Source organism: Pyxidicoccus caerfyrddinensis, from assembly GCF_010894405.1.
Lineage (GTDB): Bacteria > Myxococcota > Myxococcia > Myxococcales > Myxococcaceae > Myxococcus > Myxococcus caerfyrddinensis.
In genome coordinates this window covers 330151-346182 of sequence record NZ_JAAIYA010000002.1, presented here as the reverse complement: position 1 = coordinate 346182, position 16032 = coordinate 330151, and the positions used below count along the sequence as shown (strand labels likewise).

The 16032-nt window shown below is 71.2% G+C and carries 12 protein-coding genes and 1 pseudogene; 5 read left to right on the top strand and 8 right to left on the bottom strand.

Annotated elements, in window-relative coordinates:
- Positions 1 to 23: 23 nt before the first annotated feature.
- Genes G4D86_RS05035 through G4D86_RS05025 form a run of 3 tightly spaced genes read left to right on the top strand, consistent with a single transcriptional unit; the run spans position 24 to position 3353 of the window.
- Entirely contained in the window at positions 24 to 1922 is a 1899-nt protein-coding gene (locus G4D86_RS05035; RefSeq protein ID WP_163990027.1) for a methyl-accepting chemotaxis protein, read from the top strand.
- Between the two features lie 10 nt (positions 1923 to 1932).
- Positions 1933 to 2532 carry an HAD family hydrolase gene (locus G4D86_RS05030; RefSeq protein WP_163990025.1) on the top strand — a complete coding sequence of 200 codons (600 nt, stop codon included), beginning with the start codon at positions 1933 to 1935 and terminating at the stop codon, positions 2530 to 2532.
- The gene (locus G4D86_RS05025) at positions 2529 to 3353 is read left to right on the top strand and encodes a glycosyltransferase (RefSeq protein ID WP_163990023.1); all 825 of its coding nucleotides are present in this window, start codon (positions 2529 to 2531) and stop codon (positions 3351 to 3353) included. Before G4D86_RS05030 ends, G4D86_RS05025 begins: the two co-directional genes overlap by 4 nt.
- 72 nt (positions 3354 to 3425) lie before the next feature.
- On the opposite strand, the gene G4D86_RS05020 is transcribed toward G4D86_RS05025, so the two are convergent.
- From G4D86_RS05020 to G4D86_RS04995, 6 genes are all read right to left on the bottom strand, one after another.
- Positions 3426 to 4085 carry a glutathione S-transferase family protein gene (locus G4D86_RS05020; RefSeq protein ID WP_163990021.1) on the bottom strand — a complete coding sequence of 220 codons (660 nt, stop codon included), beginning with the start codon at positions 4083 to 4085 and terminating at the stop codon, positions 3426 to 3428.
- A 40-nt stretch (positions 4086 to 4125) separates the two neighbouring features.
- Positions 4126 to 4725, bottom strand: a complete 600-nt coding sequence (locus G4D86_RS05015; RefSeq protein WP_163990019.1) for an adenylate/guanylate cyclase domain-containing protein — start codon at positions 4723 to 4725, stop codon at positions 4126 to 4128.
- A gap of 384 nt (positions 4726 to 5109) precedes the next feature.
- On the bottom strand, positions 5110 to 5934 hold the full coding sequence (locus tag G4D86_RS05010) for a hypothetical protein (RefSeq protein ID WP_163990016.1): 825 nt from the start codon (positions 5932 to 5934) through the stop codon (positions 5110 to 5112).
- Positions 5935 to 5947: 13 nt separating this feature from the next.
- Entirely contained in the window at positions 5948 to 6784 is an 837-nt protein-coding gene (locus G4D86_RS05005; protein ID WP_163990013.1) for a hypothetical protein, read from the bottom strand.
- A 54-nt stretch (positions 6785 to 6838) separates the two neighbouring features.
- Complete coding sequence (locus G4D86_RS05000; RefSeq protein ID WP_205519467.1) at positions 6839 to 8941, bottom strand: serine/threonine-protein kinase; 2103 nt, start codon at positions 8939 to 8941, stop codon at positions 6839 to 6841.
- Between the two features lie 171 nt (positions 8942 to 9112).
- Positions 9113 to 11191 (bottom strand): S46 family peptidase, encoded by a 2079-nt coding sequence (locus G4D86_RS04995; RefSeq protein ID WP_163990011.1) that lies wholly within the window; start codon positions 11189 to 11191, stop codon positions 9113 to 9115.
- A gap of 134 nt (positions 11192 to 11325) precedes the next feature.
- Between G4D86_RS04995 and G4D86_RS04990 the strand changes: the two genes are divergently transcribed.
- Positions 11326 to 12465, top strand: coding sequence for an esterase/lipase family protein (locus G4D86_RS04990; RefSeq protein ID WP_205519466.1), 1140 nt, complete (start codon positions 11326 to 11328; stop codon positions 12463 to 12465).
- Between the two features lie 4 nt (positions 12466 to 12469).
- On the opposite strand, the gene pdxR is transcribed toward G4D86_RS04990, so the two are convergent.
- Positions 12470 to 13951: a MocR-like pyridoxine biosynthesis transcription factor PdxR gene (gene pdxR / locus G4D86_RS04985; RefSeq protein WP_163990006.1), complete on the bottom strand. Its 1482-nt coding sequence runs from the start codon at positions 13949 to 13951 to the stop codon at positions 12470 to 12472.
- A 142-nt stretch (positions 13952 to 14093) separates the two neighbouring features.
- Here pdxR and G4D86_RS04980 point away from each other — a divergent pair, with 142 nt between their 5' ends.
- On the top strand, positions 14094 to 14549 hold the full coding sequence (locus G4D86_RS04980; RefSeq protein WP_163990003.1) for a rhodanese-like domain-containing protein: 456 nt from the start codon (positions 14094 to 14096) through the stop codon (positions 14547 to 14549).
- A 996-nt stretch (positions 14550 to 15545) separates the two neighbouring features.
- Here the strand turns inward: G4D86_RS04980 and G4D86_RS54255 are convergent.
- Positions 15546 to 15671, bottom strand: a pseudogene (locus G4D86_RS54255) (helix-turn-helix domain-containing protein); the annotation flags it as partial.
- Positions 15672 to 16032 lie beyond the last annotated feature (361 nt).

Here is a 16032-nt window from a genome sequence, read left to right as displayed (position 1 = left end):
CCGTCCTCCGAGCCCCGAGACACATGTCCCCTCGCCTCCTCGGCACCCTCTCGCTTCGCGGGCGCTTGACTCTGTACGTCACCCTGCTGTCCGTCGTTCCGCTGCTGACGCTCAACTGGCTCCAGACGCGCAACGCGCGGCGGATGTTGGAGGAGCAGATTCACGCGTCGCTGCTGCGGGAAGCCGAGGGTGTGAAGGACCTGCTGGAGGCGACGCTCGCCGAGCGCGAGTCGAGCCTGCGCAACTGGGCGGAGGACTCGGACGTGCGCTCCGCGCTGCGCACCGGCAACACCCAGTCCGCGGACGTGCTGCTGGCGCTGCTCCAGCGCCGCTACCTCACCCTCAACGGCATCGTCCTCTTCAACGACGAGGGCCACGCCGTGTCCGCCAGCATGCCGGCGCTGCGCGACGCCTACGCGGCCGACCCGGAGCTGGTGCGTAGGAGCGCCTGGTTCCGCGAGGCCCGGCAGGGCCGCACCACCGGCGAGGGCGTCACCGCGGAGGACCCCATCCTCGGCGTGCGCGTGCTGTCGCTGGCGGTGCCCGTCATCGACCCGGCGTCGAACCACCGCCTGGGCGTGCTGATGGCCGCCTTCGACTGGGCCCAGGTGGACGAGCTGGTGCGCCCCTCGCTGACCCGCGCGAGCCAGCGCGACCTGAAGAGCTTCGCCCTGGCGCTGCGGCAGTCGGACGGCACGGTGCTGTACGACTCGCGCGGCGCGGAAGGGGGCACGGACGCGGGGCTGCTGGCGGTGTCGTCCGTCAACGGCACGGACGTGAAGGACGTGGGCGACGGCTGGCGCTTCGAGGCGCTGGTCTCCCCGGACGAGGCCTATGCGCCGGTGAGCCGCGCGCGCACGGAGGCGCTGCTGCTGGCCGCCGGCTTCCTGGCGCTGGGTGTGGCGGGCGCGTGGCTGCTCGCGCGCAGTGTCACCCGGCCGGTGCTGGCCCTGCGCGACGCGGTGACACGCCTCGTCCGCGAGGGCGACCTCACCCAGGCCCTTGACGTGAAGGCGGGCGACGACGAGGTGGGCGAGCTGGCGGGCGCCTTCGGCCAGCTCGTGAAGCAGCTACGCGACACGGCGCACAGCCTGCACCGCGGCACCCGCGTGCTCAGCGACACGGTGGCGGAGCTGCAGAGCGCCGCCGCCCAGCAGGAGCGCAACGTGGCGCGCCAGGCCGCCGCCCTGCAGGAGACGCAGGTGACGGCGCAGGAAATCAAGCAGACGTCGCTGCTGGCCGCGGAGAAGGCGGACGCGGTGCTGACGGTGGCCGTGCGCGCGGAAAAGGTGGGCCAGGCGGGCGAGGAGGACATCCGCGACAGCCTCGGCGGCTTCCAGTCCCTGCTGGACCAGTCCCGGCAGATGACCGAGCGCATCACCCAGCTCAACGAGCGCACGCGCCAGATTGGCGGCATCACCCAGACGGTGAAAGATCTGGCGGACCAGTCCAACATGCTGGCGCTCAACGCGGCGATTGAAGCGGCGCGCTCGGGTGAGCACGGCAAGGGCTTTGGCGTGGTGGCGCGCGAAATCCGCAGCCTGGCGGACCAGTCCATCGACTCCACGGTGCGGGTGCGCGACATCCTCAACGAGCTGGGCAACGCCATCCTCTCCACCGCGCGGATGACGGAGGCGGGCCACTCGCGCGTGGAGGCGGGCCTGGAGCAGGTGCGCAGCAGCGGCGACAGACTGAAGGAGCTGGCCACCATCATCCAGGACAACGCGTCCGCGGTGAGGCAGATTGCCGGCGCGGTGGCCCAGCAGAACGCGGGCATCGCCCAAATCTTCGGCGCGGTGACGGACCTGTCCTCGATGATGAACGACACCCAGCAGGGCCTGGCGGCGACCACCAAGGCGGCGACGCTCCTGCGCGAGGTGTCCGAGCAGATGCAGGTCGTGGCACGCGCCTACCGAATCTGAAGGAGGCTGCATGGCGGCGGTGAAGGCGGTGCTGTTGGACTTGGGCAACGTCCTCGTCTTCCATGACAACGCGTTGCTCTTCGCGCGGCTGGCGGCGCGCGCGGGGCTCACCGGCCCGGAGGTGGGCCAGCGGCTCACCGGCGCGGGCTGGACGGCCGCCAACCGGGGCCTGCTGGACGCCGAGGGCATCCGCCAGGACGTGTGCCGCGCGCTCGGCGTGGACGTGCCCATGGCGGAGTTCGCGCCCTTGTGGAGCAGCCACTTCACCCTGCACACGGCGGTGCTGCCGCGCGTGGAGGGGCTGGTGGGCAGGGTGAAGCTGGGGCTCGTCTCCAACACCAACGCGCTCCACGCCGCGTACCTGAAGCCCCTGCTGCCGCTGCTGAAGCGCTTCGACAGCGTGGTGATGAGCTGCGAGGTGGGCCACGTGAAGCCGGAGCCGGAAATCTACCGGCTCGCATTGCAGGGCGTGGGCTGCGCCCCGCACGAGGCCGCCTTCTTCGACGACCTCCAGGAGTTCGTGGACACGGCCAATGCGCTCGGCCTGCGCGGCCACCTCTTCACCACCGCGGACGCGTTCGACGCGCAGTTGATGGGGCTGGGACTGTGAGGCTCGGCGGCTACGTCCTGCACCGCGACAACCGCGACACGCTGGAGCCCTGCCTGCGGGGGCTGTTGGCCCTCTGCGACGACGTGGTGGCGCTGGACTCCGGGGCCACGGACGGCTCCGTGGAATTGGCACGCTCCCTGGGCGCACGCTCGGTGCCGCATGCGTGGCGTGGCTACGGGGCGGCGCGCGAGGCCGCGGTGGCGGCGCTGCAGCCGTGCGACTACGTCTTCTTCCTGGACTCGGACGAGGAGCTGGCGCCGGAGGCGGTGGAGACGCTGCGCGCGTGGAAGGCGTCCTCCCCCACCGAGGCCGTGTACCGGCTGCCCCGGCGGGACTGGGCGGAGCTGGACGGCCACCGCTTCCTCTTCCGCACGCAGTGGCGCGCGCGCCTGGTGCGCCGGGACAGGGCGGTGTGGCGGGCGGAACAGATTGTCCACGAGGCGCTGCCGAAGATGCCGGGCGGCCGGGTGCACGCGCCGATTGAGCACCGCTTCGCGACGTCGGTGGCACGGCGCTCGGTGAAGGAGGAGCGCTACGCGTTGCTCTGGGCCCTGCGCGCCCATGCCGAGCACCGGCGGCTCAAGCCCGTGGGCGTGCAGCGCGTGGCGTCCTGGGTGCGCGACTGCGTGTTGAAGGGCGCGCTGTGGCGCGGCGGCACGGACGCGTCCCGTCTGGCGTGGGCCGTGGCGGGCTACCACGCCGCGAAGTACGCGTACCTCCGCGAGCTGCGCCAGGGCCGCTACCCGGAGCTGGCGCGGGCCTACACGGAGGGCCGCTACGATGAGCTCTTCATGCGCGTGCGCGAGGGCTCGCTCGGCTGAAGCCGGCACGGGCCTCGCGCGAGGGGCCGCCGCGACGTGCCCGCCACGCTCGCCCGCGCCAGGCCGGGCGCGTCAGTCGTACTTCGCCACCGGCTTCTCGTGCTGCGCCGCCTCGAGCCACTTCTGGAAGGACGGCAGGGCGAGCACCGCGTCGCGGTACGCGCCGCCTACCGCGTCCAGCGTCACGTCATACGTCACGAAGCGGGTGACGACGGGCGCGTAGAAGGCGTCCGCGATGGAGAAGGCGCCGAAGAGGAAGGGGCCGCCCTTGCCGAAGCGGGCGCGGCACTCGTTCCAGATGGCCTGGATGCGGGCGATGTCCTCTGCCACGCCGGGCCCTCGGCCCTGGCCCGGCTTCCGGGCGCGGATGTTCATGTTCATGTGCTGCCGCAGCGCCGCGAAACCCGAGTGCATCTCCGCCGTCACGGAGCGAGCCACCGCGCGGGCCGCCTTGTCCTCGGGCCACAGGCGCGCCTCGGGGAACGTTTCGGCGAGGTACTCGCAGATGGCCAGCGAGTCCCAGATGGACAGCTCCCCGTGCTTGAGCAGCGGCACGCGCCCGCTGGGCGAGTACTGGAGGATTTTCTGGGTGGAGTCCGGCTCCCCGAGATGAATCACCACCTCCTGGAATGGCTGCCCGGTGTGGGCCAGCGCCAGGTAGGGGCGGAGGGACCAGGAGGAGTAGTTCTTCGTACCGACGACGAGCGTGAGCGGGGCGTGGGACTGGGGCATGGCGGCACCCTAACGCCGTCCGGCCCGGTGCGCGCGCGCTTCAGTTCGCCGGCCCCATGCGGCCCAGGAACGAGCGCATCCGTGTCAGCAGCGTCACCCGGTTGCGGCGCTCGGGCGGGTCGATGCGGTAGACGGCCACCGGCAGGCGGATGTTCTTCATCTCTCCGCGCCCCAGCCGCACCGGCGGCCTGGGCAGCCGGCCCTCCACCTGCCGCGCCACCGTCTCACTGACGTACAGCGTGCCGGGCCGGGCCAGCGCTTCGATGCGGGCCGCCAGGTTGACGCCCTCGCCGAACACGTCGCCGTCGCGGTGCACCACCATGCCCAGGTGCACGCCCACGCGCAGCACCATGCGGCGCTCCGCCCCGACGCCGCCGTTGCGCGCCGCCAGCGTGCGCTGCAATTCCAATCCGAAGTCCACCGCGGCCAGCCCGCCCTCGAACTCCAGCAGGAAGCCGTCCTCCAGCCGCTTCACCTCGCGGCCACCATGGCGAGGCAGCAGCTCGCGCACCAGCGAGGCGTGCTCGTCCCGCAAGAGTTGTTGGAGCGCATCATCGCGCCACGAGTCCCGCCCCGGGCCTTCGATGCCCGTGAACAGGATGGCGCATAGCTTCCTGGGTTCCGGTGCCTCCATCACCATCGCTCAGCTCCCCTCCCCCCGGCACAGACTGTTGAAGATGCTACTTCACGACGGGGTCCCCGGTCCCAGCCGGGCCCCCCGTCCCGGCTGGGACCGGGCCCCGGACGACCCTTCGCCACATGGAGCGCGGCCGTACGACGGGCGCATCCCCACCACCCCCACGAGCCCCGGCCCCGGAGGCGCCATGGGAGGCAAGCCCCCCGGCGTCGGCTCCGACCTGGACTGCGAGGTGGTGGACATTGCGTAAACCATCCTATTCGGTTCTATCAGGATAGGTCATCACTGACGCAATGCACCAACCTCCCGAGCGGTTCGCACGTGGGGTGTCCACGGGCGGACTCAGGAGGTCGGGTGAGGTCCGGGCTCAGACAGTGCGGAGGTTGGCTACAGGTCGTCGCAGGGCGTGCCCAGGCGCGCGCCGGTGTAGACGCCCAGCTCGTTGAAGATGAGCAGGCGGTTGTCCTCCACGGGCACGGGGCGCAGCTCCCTGCGCTGCTTCTTCACAATCCAGAAGGAGGGCTGCTCGCGGTCCAGCACGAGCTGCAAGTCCCCGCCCTTGGTGGAGAAGATTTCGCCCTTCGAGTCGGCGACGACGTTGAGCATCCGCTGCGGCTTGAGCCGGCCGCGAGGGCCGATGGAGACGCGGTAGCCCTTCTCTCCGGACGTGGGCGTGCTCTTCTCCACGAGGTAGTAGGCGCCCTTCGTGTCCCGCAGCAGGGCATACGGCTCGTACTTCAGCGGGCTCGGCTCGTACGTGGCCTTGAGCAGCAGCTCGCGGGCCTGGGCGGGGGCCACCAGCGTGAAGGGCGTGGTGCGCCGGCCGCAGGTGACGGCACAGGTGTTCGCCTTCGGGTCCACCTCGACGCGCGAGTACGGCCGCAGGTCGAGGCCGCTGTTGTTCACATTGCTGTTGGCCTCGGGGTTCTCGAAGCGTGGATCGAGGAACGCGCCCGGGGGAATCCAGAGGCTGTTGGGCGCCAGCGGCATCTCGTTGAAGCGCTTCCCGTCCCCGTAGAAGAGCTGGACGTTGGACTTCCCCGGGGAGGGCGTGGCCGTGACGTAGTGGCCGCTGCCGTCGGTGCACAGCGCGGTGCGCTCGAGGACCATGCGCTGACCCAGGTTCTTCCCCGGGCCCCAGGGCGGCTCCATGGCCAGGGACACGCCGGAAAAGAGGAGGACCGCCAGGGCGAAGACTCGTGAGGGTGACATGCGCGGGCTCCGCCTAGAGGGTGTCCATGAAGAACTGGGAAATCTGCTCGGCGCCCATGCTGTCCGCGCCGGGGGCGATGCTCCACTGCACCGTGTCCGCCTCGAGGTGGCCGGAGAAGCGCTCACCGGCGCGGCAGTCCACGCGCTTCACCTTCGCCTGCACGGTGCGCCGCGCCTCCTCCGACTCGTCGCACAGCGACTTGAGCGCCTCGAGCGGCCTGGCGCAGTAGTCGCCGATGGCCTCGCCGTCATCGAGCAGCTTCTGGGGGACGGCGTCCCAGGTGATGGCCGCCGTCACCGAGGCGCCGCACGACGTGTTGAGGGCCTTCAGCGCCTCGGCGAGCCGCCGGTCGTGGTCCCTGGACCAGAAGGCCTTGTCGAAGGCCTCGCCCCTGGCGAGCGTGCCGTCCGCGAACTGACGGAGGTACAGCTCCTGGACGTCCTCGGACTTCAGCGCGGCGGTGCGCTCCGCGTCGGGCTTCACGTGGATGACGTCGTCCTTCAGGACGCGCGAAATCATGAAGTCGCCGCTCTTCTTCCGGAAGCTCTTGCGCTCCTGGAAGAGGCGCATGTTCCGGCCGCGCCAGCGCGCCCAGAACTCCGTCCCGTCCTCGGTGGCGGTGTGGAGGAGCACCTTCCCGTCATGGTCATCACCGGGGACCTGGAACTGGATGAGGTACTTGCGCTCCTCCAGGGGCAGCAGCGGGACGACGCTCACCGACTCGCCGCTGGGGGCGGAGTAGACGGTGCCCTTTGCCACGGGATGGGTGCCCGGACCGGTGGGGCGGACGCCGCGGGAACAGCCCAGCGCGACGGCGAAGAAGACACTCATGGCCAGCAGGGTTCTCAAGACAGCTCACCTCGGGGTGGGGCTCGACGCGGGCCCGGCGCGCGGGCCCGGCGCTCAGAGCGCGATGTCGTACTGCTTGCAGTACTGACGCACCCGGGTGCGCTCCCAGGCGGGGACGCGCGGCCACGTGGTGCGGGCGTTGGAGAGGTCCTTCTGGAGGCAGTACGTGCGGACCAGGAGCGCGTAGGAGGTGCCGGTGACCTGCACCCGCTGGCTGCGGCGGACCAGGTGCAGCGCCTCGTCCGAGTCCCCGCGCGCCAGGGCCCGCTCCGCCGCCATGAGGTCCGCCAGCGCCGCCTCGGAGATGGGCGCGGACGTGCCCTTCGGCTTCTGGGTCGGCGGGCGCGCTGTCACGGAAGCGCCGGGCGGCGTCGCCACACCGGGCGTGCCGGAAGGGGACAGGGTGGTGCCTGCGTCCACGGAAGGGAGTGCTGCCATCGGCTGCGACGGTACCGGACCGGTCTGTCGCGGCTCCGCCTGCGCCGTGCCGGACGGCTCGGGCTGCGAAGGCCCCGTCCCCTGCGAGGGCTCCTTCAGCTCGCTCCCCGGCTGCGCGGGCTTCACCTGCGCCGTGCCGGGCGGCTCGGGGTTCACTTGCGCCGTACCGGACGGCTCGGACGGCCCCGGCTGCGAAGGCGCGACACCCGGCGAGGGCTCCTTCTGCGCGGGACTGGCCGGGTCGGCCGAAGGCACGGCTCCACCCTGCTCGGGCCGCGCCGACACAGGCTGCGACGGCACACTCCCCACGCCAGTCCCCGCGGGAGCGACCTCGGGGCGGGGCGTCGTCATTCCAGGAGGAGCATCCCCTCGCGCGACGGGGGCGTCGGGCTTCGACCCGGTGATGCCCGGACGCAGCCCCACGGCGAGCCCCACGGCACCGACGAGGACGAGCACCGCGGCGGCCACCCACCACCGCTTCCCGGAGCGCTTCGTCTCGATGAACGGCGCGGGCCCCTGGGCGACGCCGACGTCCGGGCGCACCACATGCGTGGCGCCTCCGGGGGGCGTCACCTGCATCTCGGGCCCGGGCGGCGCGCCGTCCAGCGGCGGCCCCTCCACCGTCATCGTCGACACCTCGTGCAGCGGCACGTTGACGACGGGCCGCTTCGCCGAGGCCTCCACCGACGCGGATGACTGGAGCGGCCCCCGCTCCGACACCGTCTCCGCCCTCGACGGGGGCGCCTTCGCCGCCGGGGGCTCGCGCCTCCCGCCCACCGTCTCGAGCTGGGAAGGGCGGACCGACAGGTTGGGCACGGGAATGGCGCTGGGAGGCAGCGTCTGCAGCGGGCTCCCCGTCAGCTCGGAGATGAAGCTGCCCACGTCCGGGTAGCGGTTCTCCGGCTTCTTCTCCAGGGCCCGCTCAATCGCATCCACCACGTTCGGCGGCACGCCGGGGACCAGCGACGCCAGCGGCTGCGGCGGGTCATAGACGATGCGGTAGATGAGCTCCGGCAGCGGCCCGTCCTTGAACGGGAGCCGCCGGGCCAGCATCTCGTACACCATGCACCCGAAGGCGAAGATGTCCGTCCGCGGGTCCACCTCCTGGTTCTTCCCCTGGGCCTGCTCGGGCGCCATGTACTGCGGCGTGCCCAGCAGGATGCCGCCCTGGGTATTGATGCTCTGCGAGTCGATGACCTTGGAGATGCCGAAGTCGAGCAGCTTCACGTGCTCCACGACGACGCCGCCCATCTCGGTGGGCATGAGGAACACGTTTCCGGGCTTGAGGTCCCGGTGGACGATGCCCGCGCGGTGGGCCGCCTGCAGCGCCGAGCCCATCTGCCGCGCGATGGAGAACACCTCCTCCAGCGTGAGGGGGGCCCCCCGCCGCAGCCGCCGGGACAGGGGCTGCCCGCGCAGGCACTCCATGACGAGGAACGGCGAGCCGTCCTCCAGGTTGTCGAAGTCGAGCACCTCGACGATGTTCGGGTGCCCCAGGCGCGAGGCGATTTCCGCCTCGCGGCGGAAGCGGACGAAGACTTCCTTGCCCAGGCCCCCGTCGCCGCGCAGCACCTTGATGGCCACCTGCCGGCCGGGAAGCCGCAGGTGGTTGGCCAGGAAGACGGTGCCCATGCCGCCCCGGCCGAGCACGCCGACGATTTCGTAGGTTCCCCGCAGGACGGTGCCGAGGGGGATATCGCGAGTCACGGAGGAAGACATGAAGGATGGGCTTTCAAACCCGAAAGCCAATTCTATCCTGTCCCCCCCGACACCCCTTGGCGAGTTGTCCACCCCTCCCGCGGACTCCGAGAGAGGGATTAATGCTTCTGACTTTTGAGAAAGCAGGAGGCCGACCCGGGAAGCCGACCTCCTGCGTCCCGGGGCCGGGGCCTACTTCGCGGGCGGGGCGCCGGCGTCACGGGCGGCGCGCAGCTCGCCCACCACGCGGGTGGCGCCGTAGATGTGCTCCAGGGCGGCGAGGATGCCGTCCCCATGCACGGCGACGGCGCGATTCGTCTCGGGCACGTACGCGTACCGGCCGCCGAGCGAGTGCAGGTTGCCGTCGAAGATGAGCCCCACCACGCGTCCGTCCCGGTTCACCATGGGTGAGCCGGAGTTGCCGCCGATGATGTCGTTGGTGGTGGCCATGTCCAGCGGCGTCCCGGCGGGCACCTTCCCCTGCGCCTTCATCCAGGAGTCCGGCAGCTTGAACGGCTCCTTGCCGGTATGGCGCGCATAGGCACCGCCGAAGGTGGTGAGCGGCGGCACGGCGCGGCCATTCTCGTCCCAGCCCTTCACCTGGCCGTGGTTGAGGCGCAGGGTGAAGGTGGCGTCCGGGTAGCCGGCGGTGCCGTACACCGCGACGTGCGCCTTGGCGATGCGCTCGCCGTTGCGCTTGAGCACCGCCTCCACCGTGTCCTCGTAGCGCTTGCGGACCGCGCGGGCCTCCGCGTCCACCTTGCGCGCGAGGAGAATCATCGGGTCCTTCGACGCCTCCACCGCCGCCTTGCCGCCCTCCAGCAGCGCCTGGCGCACCTTCACGTCGCCCAGCTTCGTGCCCTTCACCAGCGCGCGGGCGAGGTCCGCCGGCGCCTCCCGGCCGAGCACGAGCTGCACGAAGGGGTCATCCGCGCCCAGCGTCTCGCGCACGCGGTTGAGGCTGAAGGCCAGCTGCGCCTGCTCCAGCTCCACGGCGATGGGCGCGCCGCGCAAGAGCTGCTGGCGCAGGGAGGGCAGCTGGGCCTCGGTGTACTCGCGCAGCCGCTCCGCGTTGGGCTTGGGCTGCTCCTCGGCGGCGCGCACCAGCTGCCGGGCGAGGGTGAAGAGCTCGCTGAGGTACGCGTCTCCTCCCTCCTTCATCTTGTACTCGGGGAGCATGCGGCGGTACGCGTCGAGCGCCTGCGCCGTCTCCTCCCACGCACCCGCGGTGGCGGACTTCACCTGCGCGTTGGCATCCACCTTCCTGCGCAGCTCGGCTTCTTCCTGGCGCTTGCGGCCGAGCAGCGCCGGGTCGGCCAGGGCCTGGTGCCGGCCGCGCAGCGCCTTGAGGCCGTTCTCCACGGCGCGCAGCCGCGAGCGCGTGGTGCGGTAGCGCTCGGGCGAGCTGCTGGCGAACTCGCGCAGCATGCCGCGCAGCTCCGCGAGCTGGAGCAGCGTGTACGGCAGGTTGACGTCGCGCTGGAACTCCAGCTCGGCGACGGTGGCCTTGCGCTCGGTGCCACCGGGGTGGCCGGAGACGAAGACGAGGTCCCCCTCCTTCGCGCCCTCATTCGCCCACGGCAGGAAGTCCGGGCTCTTCGCGGGCGCGTCGCCCTGCCACACGCGCAGGAAGGCCGCGTCGAAGCCGAAGCGCGGGAAGTTGAAGTTGTCCGGGTCTCCACCGAAGGCGGCCATGGAGAACTCGGGGGCGAAGACGAGCCGCACGTCCTGGAAGCGACGGTACTGGTACAGGTGGTACTTCCCGCCGTTGAAGAGCGTCACCACGTCGCAGCGCCGGTCCACGGAGGTGGCGCACTCGGACTCGGCCGCGGCCATCTCCTTCTTGAGCGCGGTGTTGAAGGCCGCGCCGGTGAGGCCCTTCGTCGCCGCGTTCATCCGCTCGGTGACGTCGGTCATCCTCTCCAGCTGGTTGGCCTCCACCTTGGGGCAGCGGCGCTCCTCGGCGGGCGTCTTCGCCACGAAGCCTTTGGCCAGCAAATCCTGCTTCGGCGAGGACAGGTCCTCGATGCACTCGCGGACGCAATGGTGATTGGTCATCACCAGGCCGTCGGGTGACACGAAGCTGGCGGAGCAGCCGCCGGCGAGCCGCACCGAGCCGAGGCGGACCTTGTCCAGCCACGCCTGCGTGGGCTCGAAGCCGTAGGCCTTCTTCACGGCCTCCGAGGGAAATGCGTCGTAGGTCCACATGCCCTCGTCCGCCGAGGCGGGGAGGGACAGCAGCAGGCCGAGTGCGAGCAGTCTGCGGTCCACGTGCGGTCGTCCTTCTGGAATGACTGGGAGTAGGGGGGCCTGTTCTCGTCGTGAGGACAGGCGCGCGTCAACCACCGTGCGCGGGGTGCATTCCCGGCGGGGCTTCACGCGTCGCGTCAGGTATGGTGGGGGCAATGCCCGCGAAGCACCACGTCTACCTCGTCCCCGGCTTCTTCGGCTTCATCAACCTGGGCGAGCTCATCTACTTCGGCCACGCGTACGACTACCTCAAGGCGGAGCTGGCCCGCCGTGGGGTGGAGTCCGAGGTGACGATTGTCCTCTCTCACCCGACGGCCTCCATCCGGACGCGCACCGCGGACCTGCTGAAGGCGGTGCAGGAGACGGCGGCCGGCGACGACGGGCCCATCCACCTCGTGGGCCATTCCACGGGCGGGCTGGACTCGCGGCTGTTCGTCAGTCCCGGGGCGCAGCTGGCGGAGGGGCTGGATTTGGAGCCCTTCGCGCAGCGGGTGCGCTCGGTGGTGACGGTGTCCACGCCGCACGCGGGCACGCCGCTGGCCACGTTCTTCATGGGCCTGTTCGGCCAGAAGATATTGAAGCTGCTGTCGCTCTTCACGGTGTACGTGCTGCGCTACGGGCGGCTGCCGCTGCGGGTGGCGTTCCGCTTCGGGCACGTGCTGGCGCGCGCGGACGACACCCTCGGGTGGAAACCCACGCTGCTGGACCAGCTCTATGACCAGCTCCTGGGAGACTTCTCCTCCGAGCGGCGGGACGCGGTGGCGAAGTTCCTCAGTGACGTGGGCAACGACACGTCGCTGATTCCGCAGCTCACGCCGGAGGGCATCGACCTCTTCAACGCGAGCGCCATCGACCGGCCGGGGGTGCGGTACGGCTCGGTGGTGACGCAGTCGCGCCCGCCGTCGTTCCGCACGCGCATGGCCGCGGGGCTGGACCCGTACGCGCAGCTGACGCACACCATCTACGCGCTGGTGTACGGGCAGACGCAGCGGATGCCGCTGACGTCACTGCCGCCGCACACGCCCGCGCAGACGGCGGCGCTGGTGCAGGCCTATGGAGCGCTGCCGGGGCCCACCGCGTGTGACGGCATCGTCCCCACGCGCTCGCAGGTGTACGGCCGCGTGCTTGCGGCGGTGCGGGCGGACCACCTGGATGCGATTGGCCACTTCGACCAGCCTGCGCACCAGCCGCCGCACGTGGACTGGCTCATCTCCGGCTCAGGCTTCCGCCGGCCCCAGTTCGAGTCCATGTGGAAGAGCATCGTGGACTTCCTGATGGAGGACGAGGGGCGCTGAAGGCTCAGCCGTCCCGCAGCCGCGTGAGCACGCGCACGGCCGCGCGCAGTCCCGCGGGGCTCGCGCCGGAGAAGCCCAGCACCAGGCCCTGCTCCGCGGCGCGGCCCAGGTAGAGCGGCGACAACCTTCGGGCCCCGAGCCGCTTCGACTCCGCGCGCCGCACGACGTCCTCGTCCCGCGCGCCCGACGCGAGGAAGGTCGTCACGTGCATGCCCGCCTCCGCCGCTCCGGGGCGCAGCCACCCGCCCGCCTCGCGCCGCAGGGCATCCAGCAGCGCGTCCCTGCGCTCGGCGTAGGCCAGCCGCATCTGCCGCAGGTGCGCGGCGTAGTGCCCGGCTTCCATGAAGTGCGCCATGGCCGCCTGGGAGAGCAGCGGTGCATGGCCATCCGTGGCGGCCCGCGCGGCGGTGAAGGCGTCCACCAGCGCCTCCGGGACGACGAGGAACGCGAGCCGCAGCGAGGGGAACATCACCTTGTTGAAGGTGCCCGCGTAGAGGACGCGTCCCGCCACGTCCAGGCCCTGAATCGCCGCCAGCGGGCGCGTGGCGTAGCGGAACTCGCTGTCGTAGTCGTCCTCGAACACCCAGGCGCTCGCGGCCCGAGCCCACTCCAGCAGCGCCAGCCGCCGGGAGAGGCTCAGCGTCACGCCGAGCGGGTACTGGTGCGACGGCGTGACGTAGGCCAGCCGCGCCCCGGGTGCGCGACGGGTCCCCACCTCGACGCGCAGCCCCTCCGCGTCCACCGGCACCGGAAACACGCGAGCCCCCGAGGACTCGAATGCGGCGCGGGCTCCGAGGTACCCGGGTTCCTCCAGCCAGACCGGGTCCCCTTCATCCAGCAGCAGCCGAGCGGACAGGTCCAGCGCCTGCTGCGTGCTGGCGAGCACGAGCACCTGCCGCCACGCACAGCGCACCCCGCGCGCCGTGCCCAGGTGCGCGGCAATCGCCTCTCGCAGCGGACGGAAGCCCGCGGACTCCCCCGCGGTCATCGACTCCGGGCCGAGCAGCCGGGCCTGCTTCGCCACCGCGCGGCCCCACAGGCGCGTGGGGAACAGGTCCAGCGCGGGCAGGCATGGGGTGAAGGGCTGGACGTCGCGGGGCTCCGGAGGGAGCACGTCGCGCGACAGCCGCTGGCCCCGACGAGACAGGCCCGAACGTGCCGGGACGCCATTCCGACGACCCGGCGTCGCCGCGACGCTCCGGGGCAGCCGCGCATGCTCGGGCAGAGCCACCACGCTGCCGGAGCCCACGCGCCGCTCCAGGAAGCCCTCCGCGTCCAGCTGCGCGAATGCGCCCTCCACCGTGCCTCGCGAGACACCCAGCTCGCGCGACAGCGTGCGAGTGGAAGGCAGCCGACTGCGCGGCGCGAGCGCACCGGAGAGGATGGCCTCCCGCAAGCGCTCGTAGAGCTGACGGTGGAGGGGCTCCCCTCCTCCCGCGTCCGGCTGCAGGAAGGGAAGTGGCACCCCGGCGGCCCGCTTCGGCATGGCGCCATGAAGCCAGGGCCCGGACCTTCAGGCAACCGTCGCCACCGCCATAATGGCCCATACCCGTGACACGGAATGGAGCTTCACACCGGACCACTCTGGAGGCACATTTCCCCGCGTCGAAGTCACTGGAGGTTTCGTCATGACCGCTGCCGCCACCCCATTCTCCTTCGTCCTCGAAACCCCGGCCGCCACACCCGAGGAGGCACGGCGTCACTTCCTCGCGAAGCTGTCCGTCGAGACAGACCCCGCCGACGTCCACCTGGACCTGGAGCGCGGCAAGAAGGGGTTCGTCGTGGTGGACGTGCGCTCGAAGGAGGCCTACGCCGAGCGACATGTGCCCGGCGCGCTCAACCTCCCCTCGCGGACCATCAGCGAGGAGACGACGGCGCACCTGAACAGGGACGACGTCATCGTCACGTATTGCTGGGGCCCGGGCTGCAACGGCTCCACCAAGGCGGCCGTGCGCTTCGCCGCGCTGGGCTTCCGCGTGAAGGAGATGATTGGCGGCATCGAGTACTGGGTGAAGGAAGGCCACGCCACCGAGGGCACGTCCCCGCGAGGCGCCCCCGTGTACACGCACTGCGGCGACACCTGACTCAAGACCCGAGACGCGACGGGAGACGGCACGCGCGAGCGATGGCCCACCCGGGTTCGCACCGGCATCTCTCACCGTGGCTGCTTCACTCGCGAGAGACGAGCCAGCAATCGGTTCCCCTGGTGCCGGCGTAGGCGCTGCCAAAGGGCCTTCAGGCATCATGGTGGGGGGCTGAGTGGTACCTGGCGGAGGAGTATTCGTGCCCTGAGGCCCAGAGTCCGCGGCGGGTGACAGCGCGCGCCAGAGCACCGTGGCCGAGGCGAGGACCTCGGCTTCAGTCACCTGCACGCCCTCCTCGGCCGGCGCGCGTACCAGTTCCATCAGCGCGCCCCAGACCAGGCCCTCGCCCACGCGGGCGCTTCCCGGAGCCAGCGCTCCCTCACGCTCACCCTGCTCCAGAATCTCGCGCACCAACGCCCTCGCCGCCCTGCCGTGCGACTGCGGCCCCAGGGCGCGAGGCGCGCGAGGCATGGAGGACTGGAGCGAGTGCGGCCCCAGGTCATCGGCCCCGGAAACGTCTGGATCATCCGGATCCAGGTCATCTGGCTCGGAGTCATCTGAGCCATACGCATCCAGCGCCTCGTGCCCGAAAGCGTCTGGCGCATACGGATTCAGGCCATCTGGCTCTGCGGCATCTCGCGCATGCGGCTCCCTATCCTCTGGCCCGGGAACGTCTGGCACATGCGGTCCCAGCGCATCCGAATTGAAGGTGGCTGGCGCATGCTCCGCAGGAGCGTAGGACGGGAGTGGCCCGAGGGAGCGCGGCACATACGGCGTGAGGGCGTAGCGCGCATGAGGCCCAGAGACGTGCGGGTGCCAGTGCAAGAAGGTGAAGGCGAAAAGGCCGGGTTCCTCCAGGGCCGCACTGACCAGCTCCCACCAGAAGGAGAAGAAGGCCTGACGGAAGTCCCCATCCTCCCTGCCGTGCTCACACTCGAAGCCGCTGCGCGCGCGGATGCACAGGGAATTCTCCGCGAAGTCTCGCACCGCCAGCGCGAAGCCGTGCTTGCTGCCGTAGCGCCGGTAAAGGGTGCCCACCGACATGCGCAGCGCCCGGGCCAGCTCCGAGGCCTGCACGTGCTCGTACCCCCGACGCGCCAGCAACCCCGCCGCCTCGCACATGGCGTCGACGCGCATCTGCTCCAGAATCCCCATGCCCCTTCCCCCTGCCCCTCCGGGCGACTGTCGGCTGGAAGGAACGTTCCTCCCACGCGCTCATGTCTACCGGGTGGGTCTGACATGGGGTGAGCAACCGGTGGCGGTGGCTCGGGAGGGAGCGGCTCGCGACGCGGGCACAGGCCCGGTGCGTTCCGCGTTTCGCCACCTGGGCGGGCCGTGGAGACCAGGGAGTCCCGTCGCCGCGAGGTCAGAATCGGCGGCAAGGCAGTGGCAGCTATCAGGGCGTCAGCAGCGACAGCCCAGATGCATTCCGCTCGGATAGGAGATGCCCGCCGCGAGCCGAACGCGCCCAGAGGGTGCTCAC

Excerpts from the sequence above, each read along its gene's own strand:
- G4D86_RS05035 (WP_163990027.1), top strand. The coding sequence starts at position 24 with ATGTCCCCTCGCCTCCTCGGCACCCTCTCGCTTCGCGGGCGCTTGACT.
- G4D86_RS05030 (WP_163990025.1), top strand. The coding sequence starts at position 1,933 with ATGGCGGCGGTGAAGGCGGTGCTGTTGGACTTGGGCAACGTCCTCGTC.
- G4D86_RS05020 (WP_163990021.1), bottom strand. The coding sequence starts at position 4,085 with ATGCCCCAGTCCCACGCCCCGCTCACGCTCGTCGTCGGTACGAAGAAC.
- G4D86_RS05015 (WP_163990019.1), bottom strand. The coding sequence starts at position 4,725 with ATGGTGATGGAGGCACCGGAACCCAGGAAGCTATGCGCCATCCTGTTC.
- G4D86_RS05010 (WP_163990016.1), bottom strand. The coding sequence starts at position 5,934 with ATGTCACCCTCACGAGTCTTCGCCCTGGCGGTCCTCCTCTTTTCCGGC.
- G4D86_RS05000 (WP_205519467.1), bottom strand. The coding sequence starts at position 8,941 with ATGTCTTCCTCCGTGACTCGCGATATCCCCCTCGGCACCGTCCTGCGG.
- G4D86_RS04990 (WP_205519466.1), top strand. The coding sequence starts at position 11,326 with ATGCCCGCGAAGCACCACGTCTACCTCGTCCCCGGCTTCTTCGGCTTC.
- pdxR (WP_163990006.1), bottom strand. The coding sequence starts at position 13,951 with ATGCCGAAGCGGGCCGCCGGGGTGCCACTTCCCTTCCTGCAGCCGGAC.
- G4D86_RS04980 (WP_163990003.1), top strand. The coding sequence starts at position 14,094 with ATGACCGCTGCCGCCACCCCATTCTCCTTCGTCCTCGAAACCCCGGCC.